Here is a 19,595-nt window from a genome sequence, read left to right as displayed (position 1 = left end):
CTCACCGGGCGCGTCGGCGCGGCGCGACGTAGACTGGTCGATCCGGTAGAGGCCGGTCGCCTTCCCGTCAGCGGAAGGGGGCCGGCCTTCGTGCCCCTTATCCGGAGGTGTTTGGATGACCAGCAGCATCCCCGCCGTCGACACCCGTACGGCCGAAGGCTCGGCCCTGCAAGCCGTTCTGCTCGACATGGACGGCACCCTGGTCGACACCGAGGGCATCTGGTGGGACGCGGAGGTCTCCATCTTCGCCGAGCTCGGGCACGCCCTCGCCGAGGAGTACCGCCAGGTCGTGGTGGGCGGTCCGATGTCGCGCAGCGCCCAGTTCCTGATCGAGGCCACCGGCGCCGAGATCGCCCTCGCCGAGCTCACCGGCCTGCTCAACAGCCGCTTCACCGAGCTGATCGACGGCAGTGTGCCGATGCTGCCCGGCGCCCGCCGGCTGCTCACCGAGCTGGCCGCGCACGGTGTTCCCACCGCCCTGGTATCCGCCTCCCACCGGCGGGTGATGGACCGCGTCCTGCGCTCGCTCGGCCCGGAGCACTTCGCCCTGACGGTCGCGGGCGACGAGGTCGAGCGGACCAAGCCGCATCCCGACCCCTATCTGTTCGCCGCGGCCGGGCTGGCCGCCGAGCCGGGGCGGTGCGTGGTCATCGAGGACACCGACACGGGTGTACGGGCCGCGGAGGCGGCCGGGTGCCGAGTGGTCGCGGTGCCGTCCGTGGTGCCGATCGAGCCCGTGGTGGGGCGTACGGTCATCGGCTCGCTCGAAGAAGTCGATCTCGATTTCCTGCGCACTCTGGTCACGGCGGTGCACTGATCGCGCACCGAGCGTATTCCTGTAAATTGCAAACTGAATAGCGCGGGCGGACTTTTCACGTTCCGTTGGCGACAACGGAACGTGATGTTTATCACTGCATATGCCGTAGACGAGTGCGATGGTTGTCTGTCGCGCGTCCCGTCTGGTGTGTTTTGGGGGAGCCCTTGTGTCCGGATTGGTGGCATGGCGTACGAATCGCGGCCACGTCCGGATATCGGTCGATGATCGCGCGTTATCGGGGCGTGATATCGCCTCAACTTCGTTGTGTCTGAGTATCACTGGCGCCGCGGACTAATCTCGTCGCGAGTAGTTGATCGATGGCAGGGAGACTCCCGACAATGACGCGCAAGTCGCTGGTGCTGCCGGCTGTGGCCGGCCTCCTGATCTCCACGCTCGCCGCGTGCGGTGGTACCGACGGCTCGGGCTCGGACGGCAAGACGCTCGTCCTGGGCAGCACGGACCGCATAGAGGCGTCGAAGGCGGCGCCCGCGCCGCTGGATCCCGCCCTGGCCTACGACTTCGCGTCCTGGAGCGTGCTGCACAACGCCTTCCAGACGCTGATGCGGCTGCCCCGCTCGGGAACCGAGCCGATACCCGATGCCGCCGAGAAATGTGGCTTCCAGGACAGACAGAGCGAGCAGTACCGCTGCACGTTGCGCGAAGGGCTGAAGTTCTCCAACGGCCACGACCTCACCTCGAAGGACGTCAAGTTCTCCCTCGAGCGGGTGCTGCGCATCGACGACCCCAACGGCACCAAGTCACTGCTGTCCAACGTGGACAAGATCGAAACTCCCAGCGACCGCGAGATCGTCATCCATCTCTCGCAGCCGGACGCGACCTTCCCGTCGAAGCTCACCACCCCGGCCGCCGCGATCCTGGACAGCGAGGTCTACAAGCCCGACGCGCTGCGCAACGGCTTCGAGATGACGGGCTCGGGCCCGTACAGCGCCAAGACCGAGGTGCGCGACAACCGGCTGACGAAGGTCGTCTTCACCAAGAACTCCCACTACAAGGGCGATGTCGAGCCGAAGGCCGGCAAGGTGGAGATGCGGTTCTACGACTCCGCCTCGACCATGGAGAAGGCGCTGGTCAAGGGCGACATCGACCTGGTCCACCGCGGCTTCTCGCCCGAGCAGATCGACAAGCTCAACAAGGGCGAGATCAAGGGCGTCCGCCTCTTCGAGTCCTCCGGCCAGGGCATTCGCTACCTGGTCTTCAACACCTCCGACCCGACGGTGAAGAACAAGGCGGTCCGGCAGGCGATCGCCCATCTCGTGGATCGCCAGGCGCTGGTGCGCGACGTGTACAAGCGGACCGCCGAGCCCCTGTACTCGATGATCCCCACCAGCATCTCCTCGCACATCAACTCGTTCCACAACGAGTACGGCGACCCGGACCCCAAGGAGGCCCGGCGCGTGCTGAGCGAGGCCGGTATCAACACCCCGGTGAAGCTGACGCTGACCTACACCACCGACCACTACGGTCCGGAGACGGCCGGGGAGTTCAAGGAGCTGCGCAAGCAGCTCAACGACAGCGGACTGTTCTCCGTCACGATCAAGGGCTACCCGTGGCGGGACTACCGCCCCGCGCTCATCAAGCGCCAGTTCTCCGCCTCCGGGATGGGCTGGCTCCCCGACTTCCCGGACCCCGACAGCTACACCGCGCCGTTCCTCACCAAGGACAACTTCCTCAATTCGCCGTACCGCAACAAGACCATCCAGGACGAGCTGATCCCCAAGACCCGGCAGGAGGCCCAGCGCAGCCTCGCCGACAAGGACTACCAGTCCATCCAGAACACCGTCGCCAGCGATGTGCCCTACCTTCCGCTGTGGCAGGGCAACACGTACGTGGCCGCCCGCGGGAACGTGACGGGCGCCGAGTACGCCTTCGACTCCTCGACCATGCTCCAGCTGTGGGAGCTCGGCAAGGGCGACTGAGAACGACTTACGGGGGTCGGATACGAAGACGTCGAGCGTGTGAGGAATACCGTTGAGGAAACGTGATCAGTGGCTGGCAGCTCCCCTCGGGGCGGGACTGGCCGCCGCCCTGCTCACCGGCTGCGGCAGCGAGGACGGCGACGCGGCGGGCACCGGCGAGCACGTGGTCATGGGGATGTCGGACGAGGTGCTCGCCACCGACCCGGCGTCCGGCTACGACCCGGGCTCCTGGCTGCTGTTCAACAACGTCTTCCAGTCGCTGCTGAGCTTCCCGAAGGGCAGCACCACACCGCAGCCGGAGGCGGCGGAGAAGTGCTCCTTCAAGGACGACACCAGCCGGGTCTACACCTGCACGCTGAAGGACGGACTGAAGTTCACCAGCGGCCATCCGCTCACCTCCGAGGACGTCAAGTACTCCTTCGAGCGCACCAAGCGGATCAATGACCCCAACGGCCCGGCGCTGATGCTCACCTCCATCGGGAGCATCGACACCCCGGACAAGCGGACCGTCGTCTTCCATCTGAAGGACTCCGACGCGACCTTCCCACAGAAGATCGCCTCCGGCGCCGGGTCCATCGTCGACCACGAGGAGTACCCGGCCGACAAGCTGCGCACGGACCACAAGGCGGTCGGCTCCGGCGTCTACAAGCTGGACTCCTTCACCAAGGGCGAGGCGGACTTCTCCGTCAACGGCGGGTACCAGGGGCCCGCCAAGCCGAAGAACTCCGGGCTGACCCTGAAGTTCTTCCACGGCGGGCAGGCGCGGCTGAAGTCCGCGGTGCAGAAGGGCGACGTGGACCTCGCCTACCGCGGGCTGGCCATGCGCGACCTCGCCGACCTCCAGGCGCAGAGCCTCGGCGGCGGCAAGAGCCTGAACGTGGTCGAGGGCACCGGCGCCGAGGTCCAGCACCTGGTCTTCAACATGAAGGACCCGGTGGCGGGCAAGCTCGGGGTGCGCAAGGCCATGGCGTACCTCATCGACCGCTCCACCCTGGTACGGGACGTCTACAAGCGCACCGCCGAACCGCTGTACTCGGTGGTCCCGGCCGGTATCACCGGCCACAACACCGCCTTCTACGACAAGTACGGCGACCGCCCGCAGCCCGAGAAGGCCAAGCAGGCGCTGCGGGACGAGGGGATCACCGGCAAGGTCAAGCTGACCCTGTGGGGCACCCCGATCCGCTACGGCCCCGGCACCGTCCCCGGTCTGCGCCGGATCGCCGAGCAGCTCAACGCCAGCGGGCTGTTCGACGTCGATGTGAAGAGCGCGGACGTCGCCACGTACGAGAAGGGCGTCGCCGGGGGGAAGTACGGCGTCTATGTGAAGGGCTGGGTGCCGGACTACCCGGACCCGGACAACTTCGTCGCCCCGTTCTTCGGCGCCGGCAACGTCCTGGCCAACCACTACACCTCGCCGCGGCTGACCGCGCAGCTCATCCCCGCCACCGCCGAGCAGCCCAGCCGTGAGGCCACGGTCGGCGACTTCCAGCGGATCCAGGACATCATCGCCGACGAGGTGCCGATGCTCCCGCTGTGGCAGGGCAAGCAGTACGCGGTGGCCCGGGACGACATCACCGGGCTCCAGTGGACCCTCGACTCCTCGACGGTCTTCCGCTTCTGGGAGATCGGCAAGTCGTCCGACGGCTGACGGGTGCTGCCCGCCGACCGGCGGGCAGCACTCCGCGCCGCCCCGGTGACGCCTGGACGCCTACTGCGTGCCGGGGCGGACCAGCCCGCTCTCGTAGGCATAGACGGCGGCCTGCACCCGGTCGCGCAGCCCCAGCTTGGTCAGCACATGGCCCACATGCGTCTTGACGGTGGTCTCGCTGACGAACAGATCGGCGGCGATCTCCGCGTTGGACAGCCCCCGGGCCACCAGCTTCAGCACCTCGACCTCGCGCTCGGTCAGCGTGTGCAGGGTGTCCGGCACCGGCTCCTCGCCCGACGGCAGATGCCCGGCGTACTTGTCCAGCAGCCTGCGGGTGATGCTGGGCGCCAGCATCGCCTCGCCCGCCGCCACCACGCGGATGGCCTGCACCAGTTCGGTGGCGGGCGCGTCCTTCAGCAGGAAGCCGCTGGCCCCGGCGCGCAGCGCCTCCACCACGTACTCGTCCAGGTCGAAGGTGGTCAGCACCAGCACCTTGGCCGGGCCGTCCCGCCCCGGGCCGGTGATCTGACGGGTCGCCTCCACACCGTCCATCCGCGGCATCCGGATGTCCATCAGGACCACATCGGGCTGGAGCGCCCGCACCTGATCGAGGGCCTGTAGACCGTCCCCGGCCTCACCGACGACCGCCAGGTCCTGCTCCGCCTCCAGAATCATCCGGAAGCCGGTGCGCAGCAGCGGTTGATCATCGACCAGTAGGACGCGGATCGCCACGGGAACTCCTTCTCCTAGACCGCGTCCATTCTGCCCGCCCGTGGGGCGCTACGCGGCTGCCTCAATTCTGCAAGGGCACTACCGCCAGCGGATACGGCGGTGGCGTACCCCCGAATTCCGGACAGTGTGCCTGGTGGTCGCACCAGCCGCAGAGCCTGGTCTGCCGGGGCACGAAGGCACCGGTCTCCGTGGCCAGCCGGATCGCCTCCCACAGGGCCAGCACCTTGCGCTCCACGGCCCGCAGATCCCGCTCCTCCGGGTCGTACGTCAGCACATCCCCGCTGCCCAGATAGACCAGCTGGAGCCGGCGCGGGATCACCCCGCGCAGCCGCCACAGCACCAGGGCGTAGAACTTCATCTGGAACAGCGCCTCGCCCGCGTACTGCGGGGCGGGGGCCTTGCCCGTCTTGTAGTCCACGATCCGCACATCACCGGTGGGAGCGATGTCGATCCGGTCGATGATTCCACGCAGCGTCAGCCCGGACTCGAGCTTCGTCTCCACGAACAGCTCGCGCTCCGCGGGCTCCAGACGGGTCGGATCCTCCAGCGAGAACCACTGCTCCACCAGCGTCTGGGCCCCCGTCAGCCACTCGGCCAGCCGGTCCGGCGCCGGAGCGCCGTCCTCCTCCTGGAACAGCTCCGCCAGCTCCGGCTTGGCCGCCAGCAGCCGCTCCCACTCGCCCGGCACCATCGACCGGGCCCGCGGGGCGGTGCGGTCGGCGGCCGGGGCGTCGAAGAGCCGCTCCAGCACCGCGTGGACCACCGTGCCGCGGGTGGCCGCCGCGCTGGGCTTCTCCGGCAGTTTGTCGATCACTCGGAAGCGGTACAGCAGCGGACACCGCATGAAATCGGCCGCCCGTGAGGGTGACAACGAGGCGGCGGGGCCGGACTTCGGTGGCCCGTCGGAGGGTTCGGCCTTCCCGGTGGTGGTTCCCGTGGTGGTTCCCATGGCGAAGACCCTACGACCCGCCACCGACAGCCGGACGCATACCATCGACGTTCGAGCCCCCGGCACTGCATGATCGTGGGGACCGTATCAAAAAGAGGGGTGCGACCGAGCATCCGACGAGGGGACACCGTGGACAACAGCGGGCAGCGGCAGTCCGACAACGGGGAATCGGACCGCGCGACCGAGCCCGAGGGCGGCAAGCAGCCGCGCCCACGCGACGTGGGCGGCGGCTTTCTCATGGGCCGGCCCTTCGGCGTGCCCGTATACGTCTCGCCCAGCTGGTTCCTGGTCGCCGCCCTCATCACCTGGGTCTTCGGCGGCCAGCTCGACCGGGTGCTGCCCGAGCTCGGCGCCGCGCGCTATCTGGTCTCGCTCTTCTTCGCGGTGGCCTTCTACGCCTCGGTGCTGGTGCACGAGCTCGCCCACACCGTGGCCGCGCTCCGCTTCAAGCTGCCGGTGCGCCGCATCCAGCTCCAGTTCTTCGGCGGGGTCTCGGAGATCGAGAAGGAGACCGAGACCCCCGGCCGGGAGTTCGTGCTCGCCTTCGTCGGCCCGCTGCTCTCCCTGGTCCTGGCGGGCGTGTTCTACCTCGGCATGATGGTCGTGGAGCCCGGCACGGTGCCCGGGGTGCTGCTCGCCGGGCTGATGATCTCCAACCTGATCGTGGCCGCGTTCAACCTGCTGCCCGGGCTGCCGCTGGACGGCGGGCGGATGCTGCGGGCCGTCGTCTGGAAGATCAGCGGCCGGCCCATGACCGGCACCGTCGCCGCCGCCTGGTGCGGCCGCGCGCTCGCCGTCGCGGTGCTCGTCGGGCTCCCGCTGCTCACCCAGGCGGGCGGGCTCGGCGAGGAGCCCAAGAGCTTCGGCAGCGTCGACTCGCTCACCGACGCGCTGCTGGCCGCCATACTCGCCGCGATCATCTGGACCGGCGCGGGCAACAGCCTGCGGATGGCCCGGCTGCGGGAGCGGCTGCCGGACCTGCGCGCCCGTACGCTCACCCGGCGCGCCGTGCCCGTGGCGGCCGACACCCCGCTCTCCGAGGCGCTGCGCCGGGCGAACGAGGCGGGGGCCCGGGCCCTGGTCGTGGTGGACGGCCACGGCGCCCCGACCGCCGTGGTGCGCGAGGCGGCCATCGTGGGGATCCCCGAGCACCGCCGCCCCTGGGTCGCGGTCAGCGGTCTCGCCCAGGACCTCAAGGACGGTATGCGGGTCTCGGCCGAGCTCACCGGCGAGGAGCTGCTGGACACCCTCCGCGCCACCCCCGCCACCGAGTACCTGGTCGTCGAGGAGACCGGCGAGATCTACGGGGTGCTCTCCACGGCCGATGTCGAGCGCGCCTTCGTGGCGGCCATGGCCAGGACCCCCTCGGGCCGCTCCTGAGGCCCCGGGCGTGGTCCGGGCACGGCTCCTGAGGCCCCGGGCGTGGTCCGGGCACGGCGAAGTGCCCGGTAGGCTGTTCACATGTCCGAACCGACCGGTGCCGCCCGCCGTCGCGGGCCCTTCCAGGTCGGGGACCAGGTCCAGCTCACCGACCCCAAGGGACGCCACTACACCTTCACGCTCGAGTCCGGGAAGAACTTCCACACCCACAAGGGATCCTTCCCCCATGACGAGCTGATCGGCGCCCCCGAGGGAACCGTCGTGCGCACCACGGGAAACGTCGCGTATCTCGCGCTGCGCCCCCTGCTCCCCGACTATGTCCTGTCCATGCCACGCGGTGCCGCCGTGGTCTACCCCAAGGACGCGGGGCAGATCCTGGCGATGGCCGACATCTTCCCCGGCGCACGTGTCGTCGAGGCGGGCGTCGGCTCCGGCTCGCTCTCCACCTTCCTGCTGCGGGCCATCGGCGACCAGGGCATGCTGCACTCCTACGAGCGCCGGGCCGACTTCGCCGAGATCGCCGCCCAGAACGTCGAGCGCTACTTCGGCGCCCCGCACCCCGCCTGGCGGCTCACCGTCGGCGACCTCCAGGACAACCTCAGCGACACCGACGTGGACCGCGTGATCCTGGACATGCTCGCCCCCTGGGAGTGTCTGGAACCGGTGTCCAAGGCGCTCGTCCCCGGCGGCATCCTGTGCGCGTACGTCGCCACCACCACCCAGCTCGCCCGCACCGTGGAGGCCATCCGCGAGCACGGCACCTTCAACGAGCCGTCGGCCTGGGAGACCATGGTGCGCACCTGGCATGTGGAGGGCCTGGCGGTACGGCCCGACCACCGCATGATCGGCCACACCGGCTTCCTGCTCACCGCCCGCCGGCTCGCGGACGGTGTGGAGCCCCCGATGCGCCGCCGCAGGCCCGCCAAGGGCGCCTACGGCGAGGACTACGTGGGCTGGGGCACCGCCAAGGACTCCGGCCCTGCCAAGGACACCGGCACCGCCAAGGACACCGGTGCCACGGACGCCTCAGGAGGCGACAGGCGCCCCTCCGGCGGCCAGGACACCCCCTCCGGCGACGTCTGACGGTCGTCCGGGGGCCGTCCGGAGCCCGTCCGGCGGCCATCTGAGGCCCGCCCGGCGGAGAACCGGCTCCACAACGGCTCGGCGCGGCCACCGAATTCCTCGTGTGAGGGCGGTGGCCGCGCCCCTGTGAGATGTGGCACCATGCGGGTCATCTCCCGCCTCAGCCCCTCACATGGAGTCATCCCGCGTGCAGCCTCTGGGCCCGGATCTCGCGCACACCCAACCCCGTCCGGTGCACTGGGTGGCGACCGCGGCCGCCGTGGCCGCCGTCATCGCCGGAGGGTCGTTCTTCCAGCCCTCCGACGCCAAGGCCACCACCTCCACCACCGCCTCCGCGCCGGGCACCGGGGGGTTTCCGGCCGCCAAGGCGCCCGACCCCCGCGCCGCGGACTATCCGATGAACTGCGGACGGGCCCGGCCCGACGTCATCGACCGGGGCTCGGCGGACCTGGACGGGGACGGACGGCCGGAGACCGTCGCCGTGGTGCGCTGCCCGACCGCTTTCGGTACCCCGCCAAGCGGCGTCTACGTGCTCTCCCAGCCGACCGGCCGCGCGGGCGCCGCGCCCCGCGTGGTGGCCACCTTCGTGGATCCGAAGGAAGGGATGAGCATCAGCGATTTCGCGGTACGCGGAAAGAGGGTTTCGGCCACGTTGCTGGGATACTCGTCGGCCAAGGTCCCGCGGTGCTGTCCGGACCTCCAGCGCAAGGTCAACTGGCAGTGGCGGGACGGAAAGTTCGTACTGAAGGCGCTGCCGGTCCCGGGGAGTGTGTGAGCGGTTACTCGCGGTGTGTCACTCCGCGTCGGGTCCGTAGACCTCGACCCGGTCCGTGACGCGGCGTACATGGATGCAGTCGCCGGGGCACTCCTTGGCGGAATCCCTGACCTCGGTCAGCAGGGCCACGGGGACCGGGGTGGTCGCGCCCTTGTCCTGTAGCAGCTCATCGTCGGCGCTCTTGACGTAGGCTAGACCGTCGATGTCGAGTTCGAAGACCTCGGGAGCGTACTGGGCACAGATGCCGTCCCCGGTGCACAGATCCTGGTCGATCCAGACCTCAAGACCGCCGAGCTCCTCGTTCCGCACGGTGTGCCCCCTCCTGTTCCTTCGATACGCGATTCAACATTGTCTAAATATCGCCAACCCTGACGGGTGTTGACCGTGTCGACGATACAACCGCTCGCTTTCCGATGTTGTTGGGTGGGTATTCACCTGGCGTGAGGGAGTGCGCAAGGGTGAAGATCGGACACACGCCGACCGGGTTTGTGATCTAGGGGTTTCAACCCGCACCGGCCCAGGTAGGGTCAGGAAGCGTCCAGCTCCCCTTGGAGGAGGTGAGGACCGTGGCAGCCCACGACGACGACATCAACCGCGGCATCCGGCCGGGGCGGGGGTCTGACGACCCTGCCGGCCAGGTTGCCTATCTCGAGCAGGAAATCGCCGTCCTGCGCCGCAAGCTCGCCGACTCTCCGCGTCATACGAGGATTCTCGAAGAGCGGATCGTCGAGCTGCAGACCAATCTGGCGGGAGTCTCCGCACAGAACGAGCGGCTCGCGAACACACTCCGTGAGGCCCGAGACCAGATCGTGGCCCTCAAGGAGGAGGTCGACCGGCTCGCACAGCCGCCGGCCGGTTTCGGAGCCTTTCTACAGGCGAACGAGGACGGTACGGCGGACATCTTTACCGGGGGCCGTAAACTCCGGGTGAATGTCAGCCCAAGCGTCGAGCTCGACGACCTCAAGCGCGGCCAGGAGGTCATGCTCAACGAGGCGCTCAATGTGGTCGAGGCCATGGAGTTCGAGCGCGCCGGGGACATCGTCACCCTCAAGGAAGTCCTTGAGGACGGCGAGCGCGCCCTGGTGATCGGGCACACCGACGAGGAGCGGGTGGTGCGGCTGGCGGAGCCGCTGCTGAGCACCACCATCCGGCCCGGTGACGCCCTGCTGCTCGAGTCCAGGTCCGGCTATGTCTACGAGGTGGTACCGAAGAGCGAGGTCGAGGAGCTCGTCCTCGAAGAGGTGCCGGACATCGACTACAACAAGATCGGCGGTCTGGGAAACCAGATCGAGCTGATCCGCGACGCGGTCGAGCTCCCGTATCTCTACCCCGACCTCTTCAAGGAGCACGAACTGCGGCCGCCCAAGGGTGTGCTGCTGTACGGCCCGCCCGGCTGCGGTAAGACGCTGATCGCCAAGGCCGTGGCCAACTCCCTTGCCAAGAAGGTCGCCGAGGTGACCGGGAAGCCCGCGGGGAAGAGCTTCTTCCTCAACATCAAGGGCCCCGAGCTGCTCAACAAGTACGTCGGCGAGACGGAGCGGCACATCCGGCTGGTCTTCCAGCGGGCCCGGGAGAAGGCCAGCGAGGGCACGCCCGTGATCGTCTTCTTCGACGAGATGGACTCCCTCTTCCGCACCCGTGGCTCCGGGGTCAGCTCGGACGTGGAGAACACCATCGTCCCCCAGCTGCTCTCCGAGATCGACGGTGTGGAGGGCCTGGAGAACGTGATCGTCATCGGTGCCTCCAACCGTGAGGACATGATCGACCCCGCGATCCTGCGCCCCGGCCGCCTCGATGTGAAGATCAAGATCGAGCGTCCGGACGCCGAGGCCGCCAAGGACATCTTCTCGAAGTACCTGACGGAGTCCCTGCCGATCCACGGCGACGACCTCTCCGAGCACGGCGGGTCGCCGAAGGCCGCGATCGGCGGGATGATCCAGTCGGTGGTCGAGCAGATGTACACCGAGTCCGAGGAGAACCGCTTCCTGGAGGTCACCTACGCCAATGGCGACAAGGAAGTCCTCTACTTCAAGGACTTCAACTCCGGCGCCATGATCCAGAACATTGTGGACCGCGCCAAGAAGATGGCGATCAAGGACTTCCTGGACCACAACCAGAAGGGCCTTCGTGTCTCCCATCTGCTCGCCGCCTGCGTGGACGAGTTCAAGGAGAACGAGGACCTGCCCAACACCACGAACCCGGACGACTGGGCCCGGATCTCCGGTAAGAAGGGCGAGCGGATCGTGTACATCCGCACCCTGGTCACCGGAAAGCAGGGCGCGGACACCGGACGCTCCATCGACACGGTGGCGAACACCGGTCAGTACCTGTAACACCGCGGTCCGGCTGCGGATGTCCTGGACGGGGCATCCGCAGCCGGATGCGCTTTTCGGACCGCATTCTTCGTATGAGTCCTACGAGCCCGACCGGAGCAATGACTGTAATGATCTCCGCAGCACCGCTTGGCCGTTCTAGGCTCTTCGGTACCGCAGTATCGCGGCACGGGGGATCGGGGGCCGCAGATGGACCGGGAGCGCAGCGGTACTTGAGCGCCGATCCCAGCCGGGGGCGGCGCCGGGCAAGGAGGGCCGCATGACCGTACGGCGCGTAATGGGAATCGAGACGGAGTACGGGATCTCCGTCCCGGGGCACCCGAACGCCAATGCCATGCTCACCTCATCCCAGGTCGTCAACGCCTACGCGGCGGCGATGCACCGGGCGCGCCGCGCCCGCTGGGACTTCGAGGAGGAGAACCCGCTGCGGGACGCCCGCGGATTCGACCTCGCACGCGAGTCCGCCGACGCCAGCCAGCTCACGGACGAGGACATCGGCCTGGCCAATGTGATCCTCACCAATGGCGCGCGGCTCTATGTGGACCATGCCCACCCCGAGTACTCCGCCCCCGAGGTCACCAATCCCCGGGACGCGGTGCTCTGGGACAAGGCCGGCGAGCGCATCATGGCCGAGGCCGCGCTGCGCGCCGCCGAGCTGCCCGGCGGCCAGCCCATCCACCTCTACAAGAACAACACCGACAACAAGGGCGCCTCCTACGGCACGCATGAGAACTACCTGATGAAGCGGGAGACCGCCTTCTCGGACATCGTGCGCCACCTGACGCCCTTCTTCGTCTCCCGCCAGGTCGTCACGGGCGCGGGCCGCGTCGGCGTCGGCCAGGACGGCCATGAGCACGGCTTCCAGATCAGCCAGCGGGCGGACTACTTCGAGGTCGAGGTCGGTCTGGAGACCACGCTCAAGCGCCCGATCATCAACACCCGCGACGAGCCGCACGCCGACGCCGAGAAGTACCGCCGGCTCCATGTGATCATCGGCGACGCCAACCTCTCCGAGCTGTCGACGTACCTCAAGCTGGGCACCACCGCCCTGGTGCTGTCGATGATCGAGGACGGCTTTATCGCCGTGGACCTCGCGGTGGACCAGCCGGTGCGCACCCTGCACCAGGTCTCGCACGACCCGACGCTGCGCCGTCTCGTCACGCTGCGCAGCGGCCGTACGCTTACCGCGGTGCAGCTCCAGATGGAGTACTTCGAGCTGGCCCGCAAATACGTCGAGGACCGCTACGGGGCGGACGCCGACGAGCAGACCCGGGACGTCCTGGCCCGCTGGGAGGACGTGCTGAACCGGCTGGAGCGGGACCCCATGAGCCTGTCCGGCGAGCTGGACTGGATCGCCAAGCGGGAGCTGCTCGAGGGGTACCGCCGCCGCGACGCCCTGGAGTGGGACGCGGCCAGGCTCCATCTGGTGGACCTCCAGTACGCCGACGTACGCCCGGACAAGGGCCTTTACAACCGGCTGGTGGCACGCGGCAAGATGAAGCGGCTGCTGGACGACCAGGACATCGCACGCGCCCAGAACAAGCCCCCGGAGGACACCCGCGCCTACTTCCGCGGCCGCTGCCTGGAGCAGTACGCGGACGACGTGGCCGCGGCCTCCTGGGACTCGGTGATCTTCGACCTGCCGGGCCGTGACTCTCTGCAACGGGTTCCCACCCTGGAGCCGCTGCGCGGCACCCGCAACCACGTCAAGGAGTTGCTGGACCGCTGCCGCACGGCCGAGGACCTGGTCCGGGTGCTGTCCGGAGGCTGAAATGCCCTTGAGCCGGGAATCATCGAGGTGGCCTCCGTACGTTGTAGTGAGTGGGAGGCCGATGTCGGACCCTGCTTGTAGGGTCTGATCTTGAGACCGATCGAATCAGCGGGCGAACCGAGCGGGGTGAGGGAAATGGCGACCAAGGACACCGGCGGCGGTCAGCAGAAGGCGTCGCGCTCGACCGAAGAGGTCGAGGAGCAGACGCAGGACGCGCAGGCCGCGGACGACCTCAAGGAGCGGCAGGAGAAGCTCTCGGACGACGTCGACTCCGTGCTGGACGAGATCGACGACGTGCTCGAGGAGAACGCGGAGGACTTCGTGAGGTCTTTCGTCCAGAAGGGCGGGCAGTAAGGCGCGTCTTCTCCGTCCTGCGTCCCCGCGGAGGGGACGCAGGACGGATGACTTCCATGGCCAGGGGTATGGTCCGTGCATCATTTCAAGATCTGGTGGAAGGAAACGTGTGGAAGCCAACACTCGTAGCACAGGGCGTCTGCCGGCTGCCTTCCTGACGCCCGGCTCCTCGTCGTTCATGGACTTCCTGGGCGACCACTCGCCCGAGCTGCTTCCGGGGAACCGTCCACTGCCCCCGGTGCAGGGCGCCATCGAGGCCCCCCACGGCACCACCATCGTGGCGGTGACCTTCTCCGGCGGTGTGGTGCTCGCCGGTGACCGCCGCGCCACCATGGGCAATGTCATCGCGCAGCGTGACATCGAGAAGGTCTTCCCCGCCGATGAGTTCTCGGCGGTCGGAATCGCGGGGACCGCCGGTATCGCGGTGGAGATGGTCAAGCTCTTCCAGCTGGAGCTGGAGCACTTCGAGAAGGTCGAGGGCACCGTGCTCTCGCTCGAGGGCAAGGCGAACAGGCTGTCGACCATGATCCGCGGCAACCTCGGCATGGCGATGCAGGGCCTTGCCGTGGTCCCGCTCTTCGCGGGGTGGGACGTCGACCGGGAGAAGGGCCGCATCTTCTCCTACGACGTGACCGGGGGGCGTTCGGAGGAGCGCGGCTTCGCCGCCACCGGCTCGGGCTCGATGTTCGCCCGGGGCGCGCTCAAGAAGCTCTATCGCGAGGATTCGACCGAGGAGCAGGCCGCCACGGCCGTGCTCCAGGCGCTCTATGACGCCGCCGACGACGATTCGGCCACCGGAGGGCCGGATCTCGCCCGCCGTATTTATCCGATCATCACCTCCCTCACCGAGGACGGTTTCAAGAGGTTCAGCGAGGACGAGGTGTCCGAACTCGCCCGCGCCATCCATGAACGGCGCCTCGAGGAGCCGGACGGCCCCCGCGCCGCCCTGCTCTGATGAGGACGGTCCTACCGGAATGCATTCGCCGATGACAGAAGGGACGGACAGCCGGTGACGACGCCGTTCTATGTTTCTCCTCAGCAGGCCATGGCCGACCGCGCGGAATACGCCCGTAAGGGCATCGCGCGCGGCCGCAGCGTGGTCGTGTTGCAGTACGCCGACGGCATCGTCTTCGTTGCGGAGAACCCGTCCCGCGCGCTGCACAAGGTCAGTGAGATCTATGACCGGATCGCCTTCGCGGCGGTCGGTAAGTACAACGAATTCGAGAATCTGCGCATCGGCGGTGTCCGTTACGCCGATCTGCGTGGCTATACCTACGACCGCGAGGATGTCACGGCCCGCGGGCTGGCGAATGTCTACGCCCAGACCCTGGGCACGATCTTCTCCAGCGCCGCCGAGAAGCCGTACGAGGTCGAGCTGATCGTCGCCGAGGTCGGGGAGGGCCCCGAGGACGACCAGATCTACCGGCTTCCGCACGACGGCTCCATCGTGGACGAGCACGGCTCGGTCGCCGTCGGTGGCAACGCCGACCAGATCAGCAGCTACCTGGACCAGCGCCACCGGGACGGCATGACCCTGGCCGAGGCCCTCAAGCTGGCCGTCGACTCGCTCTCCCGTGACAACAACGGCGGGGAGCGCAGCCTCACCGCCGAGCAGCTCGAGGTCGCGGTCCTGGACCGCACCCGCCCCCAGAAGCGCAAGTTCAAGCGCGTCCTGGGCGGCCAGCTCTCCCGGCTCCTGGAGGCCGGAGAGGGCGGGGCCGACGCGGAGGCGTCGGCCGAGTCCTCGGAGGAGTCCTCCTCGGAGTCCGAGGACTGACCCGGCCACCGCCGTTTCGCCTCACCGCCACCGCCGCCCCGGCCCGCCGGGGCGGCGGTGGGCGTCATCGGGTCAGGGCCCGGGTTCAGGGCCGTGGAGGAGGGGCCGTGGAGCCCCGGGGGAGCAGATCGACGGGGAGCACGGTGTCCTGGGGTGTCTCGCCGTCCAGGAGCGTCATCAGCGCCCGCATACCGGCCGCGCCCACCGCCTCCGCCGGGAGCCGGACCGTGGTCAGCTCCGGCTCCAGCGCCGTGGCCAGGGCCAGATCGTCGAAGCCGGTCACCGAGATGTCGTCCGGAATCCGCAGCCCCAGCCGCCGGGCCGCCTTGCAGGCACCCGCTGCCAGGATGTCGTCGTCGCAGACGAGCGCGGTCGGCCGGGGCCCCGGGCGGGCCAGGACGCGCTCGGCGGCCCGGCGGCCCTCCTCGACGCTCAGCCCCGCCGGTTCGGCGCTCAGCGCGGTGCCCGGAACCCCGTCCACCGCCTCCGCCAGCGCCCGGGCGCGGACCCGGAAGGTCCAGGAGTCCACCGCCGCCGCGAGATGCGCCACCCGGCGGTGCCCGAGCCCCAGCAGATGCCCGGCCACCTGCCGCGCCCCGTCCGCGATGTCCAGGTTGACCGTGGCCGCCGCGGCCGCGTCGTCCGGGTCGCTGTCGAGCATCACCAGCGGCAGCCCGCCGCCGCGCACGGCGACCAGGGCGTCGGCCGCCATGGAGGAGGCGATCACCCCGTCCAGCGAGGCGCGCGCCGAGTCGAACGGGTCCCGGGCCGGGCCCACGCCCTCGGGGGACGGATAGAGCACCACGCCGAAGCCGTGGTCGGCGGCGACCCGCGCGGCGCCGGTGTAGACGCGGGCGAAGAACTCGGTCGTGAGGGCGGGCACCACCAGCAGCACGGTCCTGGTGCGGCCCAGGCGGAGGCTGCGGGCCGCGAGGTTGGGGCGGTAGCCGAGATCCCGCGCGGCGGCGCGCACGGTCTCCACGGTGCGCTCGGAGACCCGTCCGGGCCACTTCTCCCCGAGCACCAGCGAGACGGTCGCCTGGGACACGCCGGCCGCGCGCGCCACATCCCGGCTCGTCGCCCGCTCACCCGTCCGGCCGGTTCCCCGGGAACCTTTCCCGGGGGCTCCGCCCGCCGAGTGGGCGCGGTCCGCGCTCGCCACCATCGCCTCCGCTCCCCTCAGTCGCCGTACGGCTGACCGCAGGCTGCTCATTCCGGCCCGCGAGTGGACCCGCGGTGGCGGCCATGGTACGTATGACGCTGGACGTTATACGTACAACGTCGCTCACGACCCGCGACGCGCTCGCGACAACCCGGCGGAACCCACCGGAAACCACAGGAAGGGGCAGGCAATGGCGGCTGGCTACGGGGAACTGCTGCGCACCCCGCACGCGGCACGGCTGCTCACCGGCACGCTGCTGGGGCGGCTCCCGAACGCCACCGCCGCCCTGGCCGTGCTGCTCTTCGCCCGCGCCGAGGGCGGCAGCTACGCCCTCGCCGGGGCGCTCTCGGCCGTCTACGGCGCGGCCAACGCGATGGGCCAGCCGCTGCTGGGCCGGGCCGTGGACCACCTCGGCCAGCCCCGGGTGATGCTCCCCGCCGCCGTGGCCTCCGCGCTCGGGATGGTCCTCTTCGCCGTCGTCGGGCTCGACCCGCTGCCCGTGGCGTACGCGGCGATGCTGATCGCCGGGCTGTTCACCCCGCCGCTGGAGGGCGGGCTGCGGGCGCTGTGGCCCACGGTGCTGCGGCGCGAGGACCAGGTGCACGCGGCGTACGCGCTGGACGCCGTGGCCCAGGAGGTGATGTTCGCGGTCGGCCCGCTGCTGGTCACCCTGTCCGTGGCCGTGTGGTCCGAGGCGGCCGCGCTGCTGGTCATCAACGCCGTCGGGGTCGCGGGCGCACTCTCCGTCGTGGTCTCGCGGCCCTCGCGGCAGTGGCGCTCCGCGCCGCGCGAGGCGCACTGGCTGGGCGCGCTGCGCTCGCCCGGGCTGCTGGTGCTGCTCGGCTCGTTCTTCTTCATCGGGCTCGCCCTCGGCGCCATCGCGGTGGCCGCCGTGGCGTACGCCGACGAGCACGGCGGCGGCGCGGTCTCCAGCGCTCTGCTCTCCGCCCTCGGCGTGGGCGCGCTGGCCGGCGGCATCGTCTACGGCGGCCGCACCTGGCCCGGCGCGCCCGAACGGCGGCTGCGGCTGCTGGTGGCCGCGCTGACGCTGGGCTATCTGCCGCTGGTGCTGGTGCCGGGCGTCGTCATGATGACCGTCCTCGCCGGAGTGGCGGGCGTGTTTCTCGCCCCGGCGCTGGCCTGCGCCTTCGTCGTCGTGGACCGCCACGCGCCGTCCGGCACGGTCACCGAGGCGTTCTCCTGGCTGGTGACCACCTTCGTGGTGGGCAACGCGGTCGGCACCGCCGTGGCCGGGCCCGCCGTCCAGCTCGGCGGGGTGGTCCCCGGATTCGCGGTGCCCGCGGCCGGTGGCGCGGCCGCGCTGGCGGTGCTGCTGGCGGCCCAGCGGTTCCTCCTGGACGGGCCGCGGCCCGTCGTCCGGCCGACCACGCACCGAACACCGGATGAACCTCGTGCGGAAAATGATCGCAACCATGCCGCCGAACCCGGTTTCAGAGCACGCCATCAGGCGTAATGTTCAGGCATGGACCGCCGCATTTTCGGGCTGGAGAACGAGTACGGCGTCACGTGCACATTCAGGGGACAGCGCCGGTTGTCTCCTGACGAAGTGGCGCGGTACCTCTTCCGCCGTGTCGTCTCCTGGGGCCGCAGCAGCAATGTCTTCCTGCGCAACGGCGCCCGCCTCTATCTCGACGTGGGCTCACACCCGGAATACGCGACACCCGAGTGTGACAACGTGACCGAGCTGGTCACCCACGACAAAGCGGGCGAGCGCATTCTCGAAGGTCTGCTCGTGGACGCGGAACGCCGCCTGCACGAGGAGGGAATCGCGGGCGACGTCTATCTCTTCAAGAACAACACCGACTCCGCGGGCAACTCCTACGGCTGCCACGAGAACTATCTGGTGGCACGGCACGGGGAGTTCTCCCGGCTCGCCGACATTCTCATCCCGTTCCTGGTGACGCGACAGCTCCTGTGCGGCGCGGGCAAGGTCCTCCAGACCCCCCGTGGCGCGGTCTACTGCGTCAGCCAGCGCGCCGAGCACATCTGGGAGGGCGTCAGCTCCGCCACGACCCGCTCCCGGCCGATCATCAACACCCGCGACGAACCCCACGCCGACGCCGAGCGCTACCGCCGGCTGCACGTCATCGTGGGCGACTCCAACATGTCCGAGACCACCATGCTGCTCAAGGTCGGCGCCACCGACCTGGTGCTCCGCATGATCGAGGCGGGCACGGTGATGCGCGACCTGACCCTGGAGAACCCCATCCGGGCGATCCGCGAGGTCAGTCACGACATCACCGGGCAGCGCAAGGTGCGGCTCGCCAGCGGGCGCGAGGCGTCCGCCCTGGAGGTGCAGCAGGAGTACTACGAGAAGGCCGTCGACTTCTGCGAGCGCCGGGGCATCCGCACCGGCATGGTCGAGCGCGTCCTCGAGCTGTGGGGCCGCACCCTCGACGCGATCCGCACCGAGGAGCTCGACCGGATCGGCACCGAAATCGACTGGGTGATGAAGTACCAGCTCATCGAGCAGTACCGGGCGAAGAACAACATCACCATGTCGCATCCCCGCATCGCCCAGATAGACCTCGCCTACCACGACATCCACCGCCGCCGCGGCCTCTACTACCTGCTGGAGAAGCGCGGCCAGGCGGCCCGGGTCTGCAACGACTTGAAGATCTTCGAGGGCAAGTCGGTGCCACCGCAGACCACCCGCGCCCGGCTGCGCGGCGACTTCATCCGCCGGGCCCAGGAGCAGCGCCGCGATTTCACCGTCGACTGGGTGCATCTGAAGCTCAATGACCAGGCGCAGCGCACCGTGCTGTGCAAGGACCCGTTCCGCTCGGTCGACGACCGGGTGGAGAAGCTGATCGCCGGTATGTGACCGGCGTACGGCTTACCTTCCCCTCGGGCCCC

At 69.4% G+C, this 19,595-nt stretch carries 17 protein-coding genes; 13 read left to right on the top strand and 4 right to left on the bottom strand.

The genetic code is table 11. The features are described 5' to 3' along the window. The first annotated feature begins 115 nt into the window (after positions 1-115). From ACJX2R_RS13415 to ACJX2R_RS13405, 3 genes are all read left to right on the top strand, one after another. Positions 116-817 carry an HAD family hydrolase gene (locus ACJX2R_RS13415; protein WP_262704380.1) on the top strand — a complete coding sequence of 234 codons (702 nt, stop codon included), beginning with the start codon at positions 116-118 and terminating at the stop codon, positions 815-817. Positions 818-1,155: 338 nt separating this feature from the next. Continuing rightward, a complete protein-coding gene (locus tag ACJX2R_RS13410) occupies positions 1,156-2,754 on the top strand; it encodes an ABC transporter substrate-binding protein (protein ID WP_262704381.1) in 1,599 nt (532 codons plus the stop codon). Positions 2,755-2,806: 52 nt separating this feature from the next. Further along, positions 2,807-4,402, top strand: a complete 1,596-nt coding sequence (locus ACJX2R_RS13405; RefSeq protein ID WP_262704382.1) for an ABC transporter substrate-binding protein — start codon at positions 2,807-2,809, stop codon at positions 4,400-4,402. Between the two features lie 60 nt (positions 4,403-4,462). On the opposite strand, the gene ACJX2R_RS13400 is transcribed toward ACJX2R_RS13405, so the two are convergent. Then, positions 4,463-5,134, bottom strand: coding sequence for a response regulator (locus ACJX2R_RS13400; protein WP_262704383.1), 672 nt, complete (start codon positions 5,132-5,134; stop codon positions 4,463-4,465). 61 nt (positions 5,135-5,195) lie between these two features. Further along, a complete protein-coding gene (locus tag ACJX2R_RS13395) occupies positions 5,196-6,083 on the bottom strand; it encodes a RecB family exonuclease (protein ID WP_413100308.1) in 888 nt (295 codons plus the stop codon). Positions 6,084-6,212: 129 nt separating this feature from the next. On the opposite strand from ACJX2R_RS13395, the gene ACJX2R_RS13390 reads away from it, so the two are divergent. The 3 genes from ACJX2R_RS13390 (at position 6,213) to ACJX2R_RS13380 (ending at position 9,321) form a co-directional block, all read left to right on the top strand. Beyond that, the gene (locus ACJX2R_RS13390) at positions 6,213-7,463 is read left to right on the top strand and encodes a site-2 protease family protein (protein WP_262704413.1); all 1,251 of its coding nucleotides are present in this window, start codon (positions 6,213-6,215) and stop codon (positions 7,461-7,463) included. Positions 7,464-7,544: 81 nt separating this feature from the next. Further along, positions 7,545-8,546 carry a tRNA (adenine-N1)-methyltransferase gene (locus tag ACJX2R_RS13385; RefSeq protein WP_413100307.1) on the top strand — a complete coding sequence of 334 codons (1,002 nt, stop codon included), beginning with the start codon at positions 7,545-7,547 and terminating at the stop codon, positions 8,544-8,546. A 187-nt stretch (positions 8,547-8,733) separates the two neighbouring features. Continuing rightward, positions 8,734-9,321, top strand: a complete 588-nt coding sequence (locus ACJX2R_RS13380; RefSeq protein ID WP_413100306.1) for a hypothetical protein — start codon at positions 8,734-8,736, stop codon at positions 9,319-9,321. A gap of 18 nt (positions 9,322-9,339) precedes the next feature. Here the strand turns inward: ACJX2R_RS13380 and ACJX2R_RS13375 are convergent, their stop codons facing one another. Further along, the gene (locus tag ACJX2R_RS13375; protein ID WP_198276047.1) at positions 9,340-9,630 is read right to left on the bottom strand and encodes a ferredoxin; all 291 of its coding nucleotides are present in this window, start codon (positions 9,628-9,630) and stop codon (positions 9,340-9,342) included. A 257-nt stretch (positions 9,631-9,887) separates the two neighbouring features. Here ACJX2R_RS13375 and arc point away from each other — a divergent pair, with 257 nt between their 5' ends. From arc to prcA, 5 genes are all read left to right on the top strand, one after another. After that, positions 9,888-11,654 carry a proteasome ATPase gene (gene arc / locus ACJX2R_RS13370; RefSeq protein ID WP_256651238.1) on the top strand — a complete coding sequence of 589 codons (1,767 nt, stop codon included), beginning with the start codon at positions 9,888-9,890 and terminating at the stop codon, positions 11,652-11,654. Between the two features lie 259 nt (positions 11,655-11,913). Beyond that, complete coding sequence (gene dop / locus ACJX2R_RS13365) at positions 11,914-13,425, top strand: depupylase/deamidase Dop (RefSeq protein WP_078956995.1); 1,512 nt, start codon at positions 11,914-11,916, stop codon at positions 13,423-13,425. 135 nt (positions 13,426-13,560) lie between these two features. After that, positions 13,561-13,779, top strand: coding sequence for a ubiquitin-like protein Pup (locus ACJX2R_RS13360; protein ID WP_020872584.1), 219 nt, complete (start codon positions 13,561-13,563; stop codon positions 13,777-13,779). A 109-nt stretch (positions 13,780-13,888) separates the two neighbouring features. Further along, positions 13,889-14,734: a proteasome subunit beta gene (gene prcB / locus ACJX2R_RS13355; protein WP_044577867.1), complete on the top strand. Its 846-nt coding sequence runs from the start codon at positions 13,889-13,891 to the stop codon at positions 14,732-14,734. A 54-nt stretch (positions 14,735-14,788) separates the two neighbouring features. Beyond that, positions 14,789-15,556: a proteasome subunit alpha gene (gene prcA, locus ACJX2R_RS13350; protein ID WP_262704386.1), complete on the top strand. Its 768-nt coding sequence runs from the start codon at positions 14,789-14,791 to the stop codon at positions 15,554-15,556. A gap of 85 nt (positions 15,557-15,641) precedes the next feature. Here the strand turns inward: prcA and ACJX2R_RS13345 are convergent, their stop codons facing one another. Continuing rightward, positions 15,642-16,622 carry a LacI family DNA-binding transcriptional regulator gene (locus ACJX2R_RS13345; protein WP_413100305.1) on the bottom strand — a complete coding sequence of 327 codons (981 nt, stop codon included), beginning with the start codon at positions 16,620-16,622 and terminating at the stop codon, positions 15,642-15,644. A 286-nt stretch (positions 16,623-16,908) separates the two neighbouring features. On the opposite strand from ACJX2R_RS13345, the gene ACJX2R_RS13340 reads away from it, so the two are divergent. Both ACJX2R_RS13340 and pafA read left to right on the top strand, forming a co-directional pair. After that, a complete protein-coding gene (locus tag ACJX2R_RS13340; protein WP_413100304.1) occupies positions 16,909-18,192 on the top strand; it encodes an MFS transporter in 1,284 nt (427 codons plus the stop codon). A 9-nt stretch (positions 18,193-18,201) separates the two neighbouring features. Continuing rightward, the gene (pafA, locus tag ACJX2R_RS13335; RefSeq protein WP_044577878.1) at positions 18,202-19,563 is read left to right on the top strand and encodes a Pup--protein ligase; all 1,362 of its coding nucleotides are present in this window, start codon (positions 18,202-18,204) and stop codon (positions 19,561-19,563) included. Positions 19,564-19,595 lie beyond the last annotated feature (32 nt).

The organism is Streptomyces sp. Inha503 (assembly GCF_047215865.1).
Lineage (GTDB): Bacteria > Actinomycetota > Actinomycetes > Streptomycetales > Streptomycetaceae > Streptomyces > Streptomyces lycopersici.
This window is presented reverse-complemented; position numbering and strand designations above follow the sequence as displayed.

Coding starts and splice junctions, on each gene's coding strand:
- ACJX2R_RS13415 (WP_262704380.1), top strand. CDS start 116: ATGACCAGCAGCATCCCCGCCGTCGACACCCGTACGGCCGAAGGCTCG.
- ACJX2R_RS13410 (WP_262704381.1), top strand. CDS start 1,156: ATGACGCGCAAGTCGCTGGTGCTGCCGGCTGTGGCCGGCCTCCTGATC.
- ACJX2R_RS13395 (WP_413100308.1), bottom strand. CDS start 6,083: ATGGGAACCACCACGGGAACCACCACCGGGAAGGCCGAACCCTCCGAC.
- ACJX2R_RS13385 (WP_413100307.1), top strand. CDS start 7,545: ATGTCCGAACCGACCGGTGCCGCCCGCCGTCGCGGGCCCTTCCAGGTC.
- dop (WP_078956995.1), top strand. CDS start 11,914: ATGACCGTACGGCGCGTAATGGGAATCGAGACGGAGTACGGGATCTCC.
- ACJX2R_RS13360 (WP_020872584.1), top strand. CDS start 13,561: ATGGCGACCAAGGACACCGGCGGCGGTCAGCAGAAGGCGTCGCGCTCG.
- ACJX2R_RS13340 (WP_413100304.1), top strand. CDS start 16,909: ATGGCGGCTGGCTACGGGGAACTGCTGCGCACCCCGCACGCGGCACGG.
- pafA (WP_044577878.1), top strand. CDS start 18,202: ATGGACCGCCGCATTTTCGGGCTGGAGAACGAGTACGGCGTCACGTGC.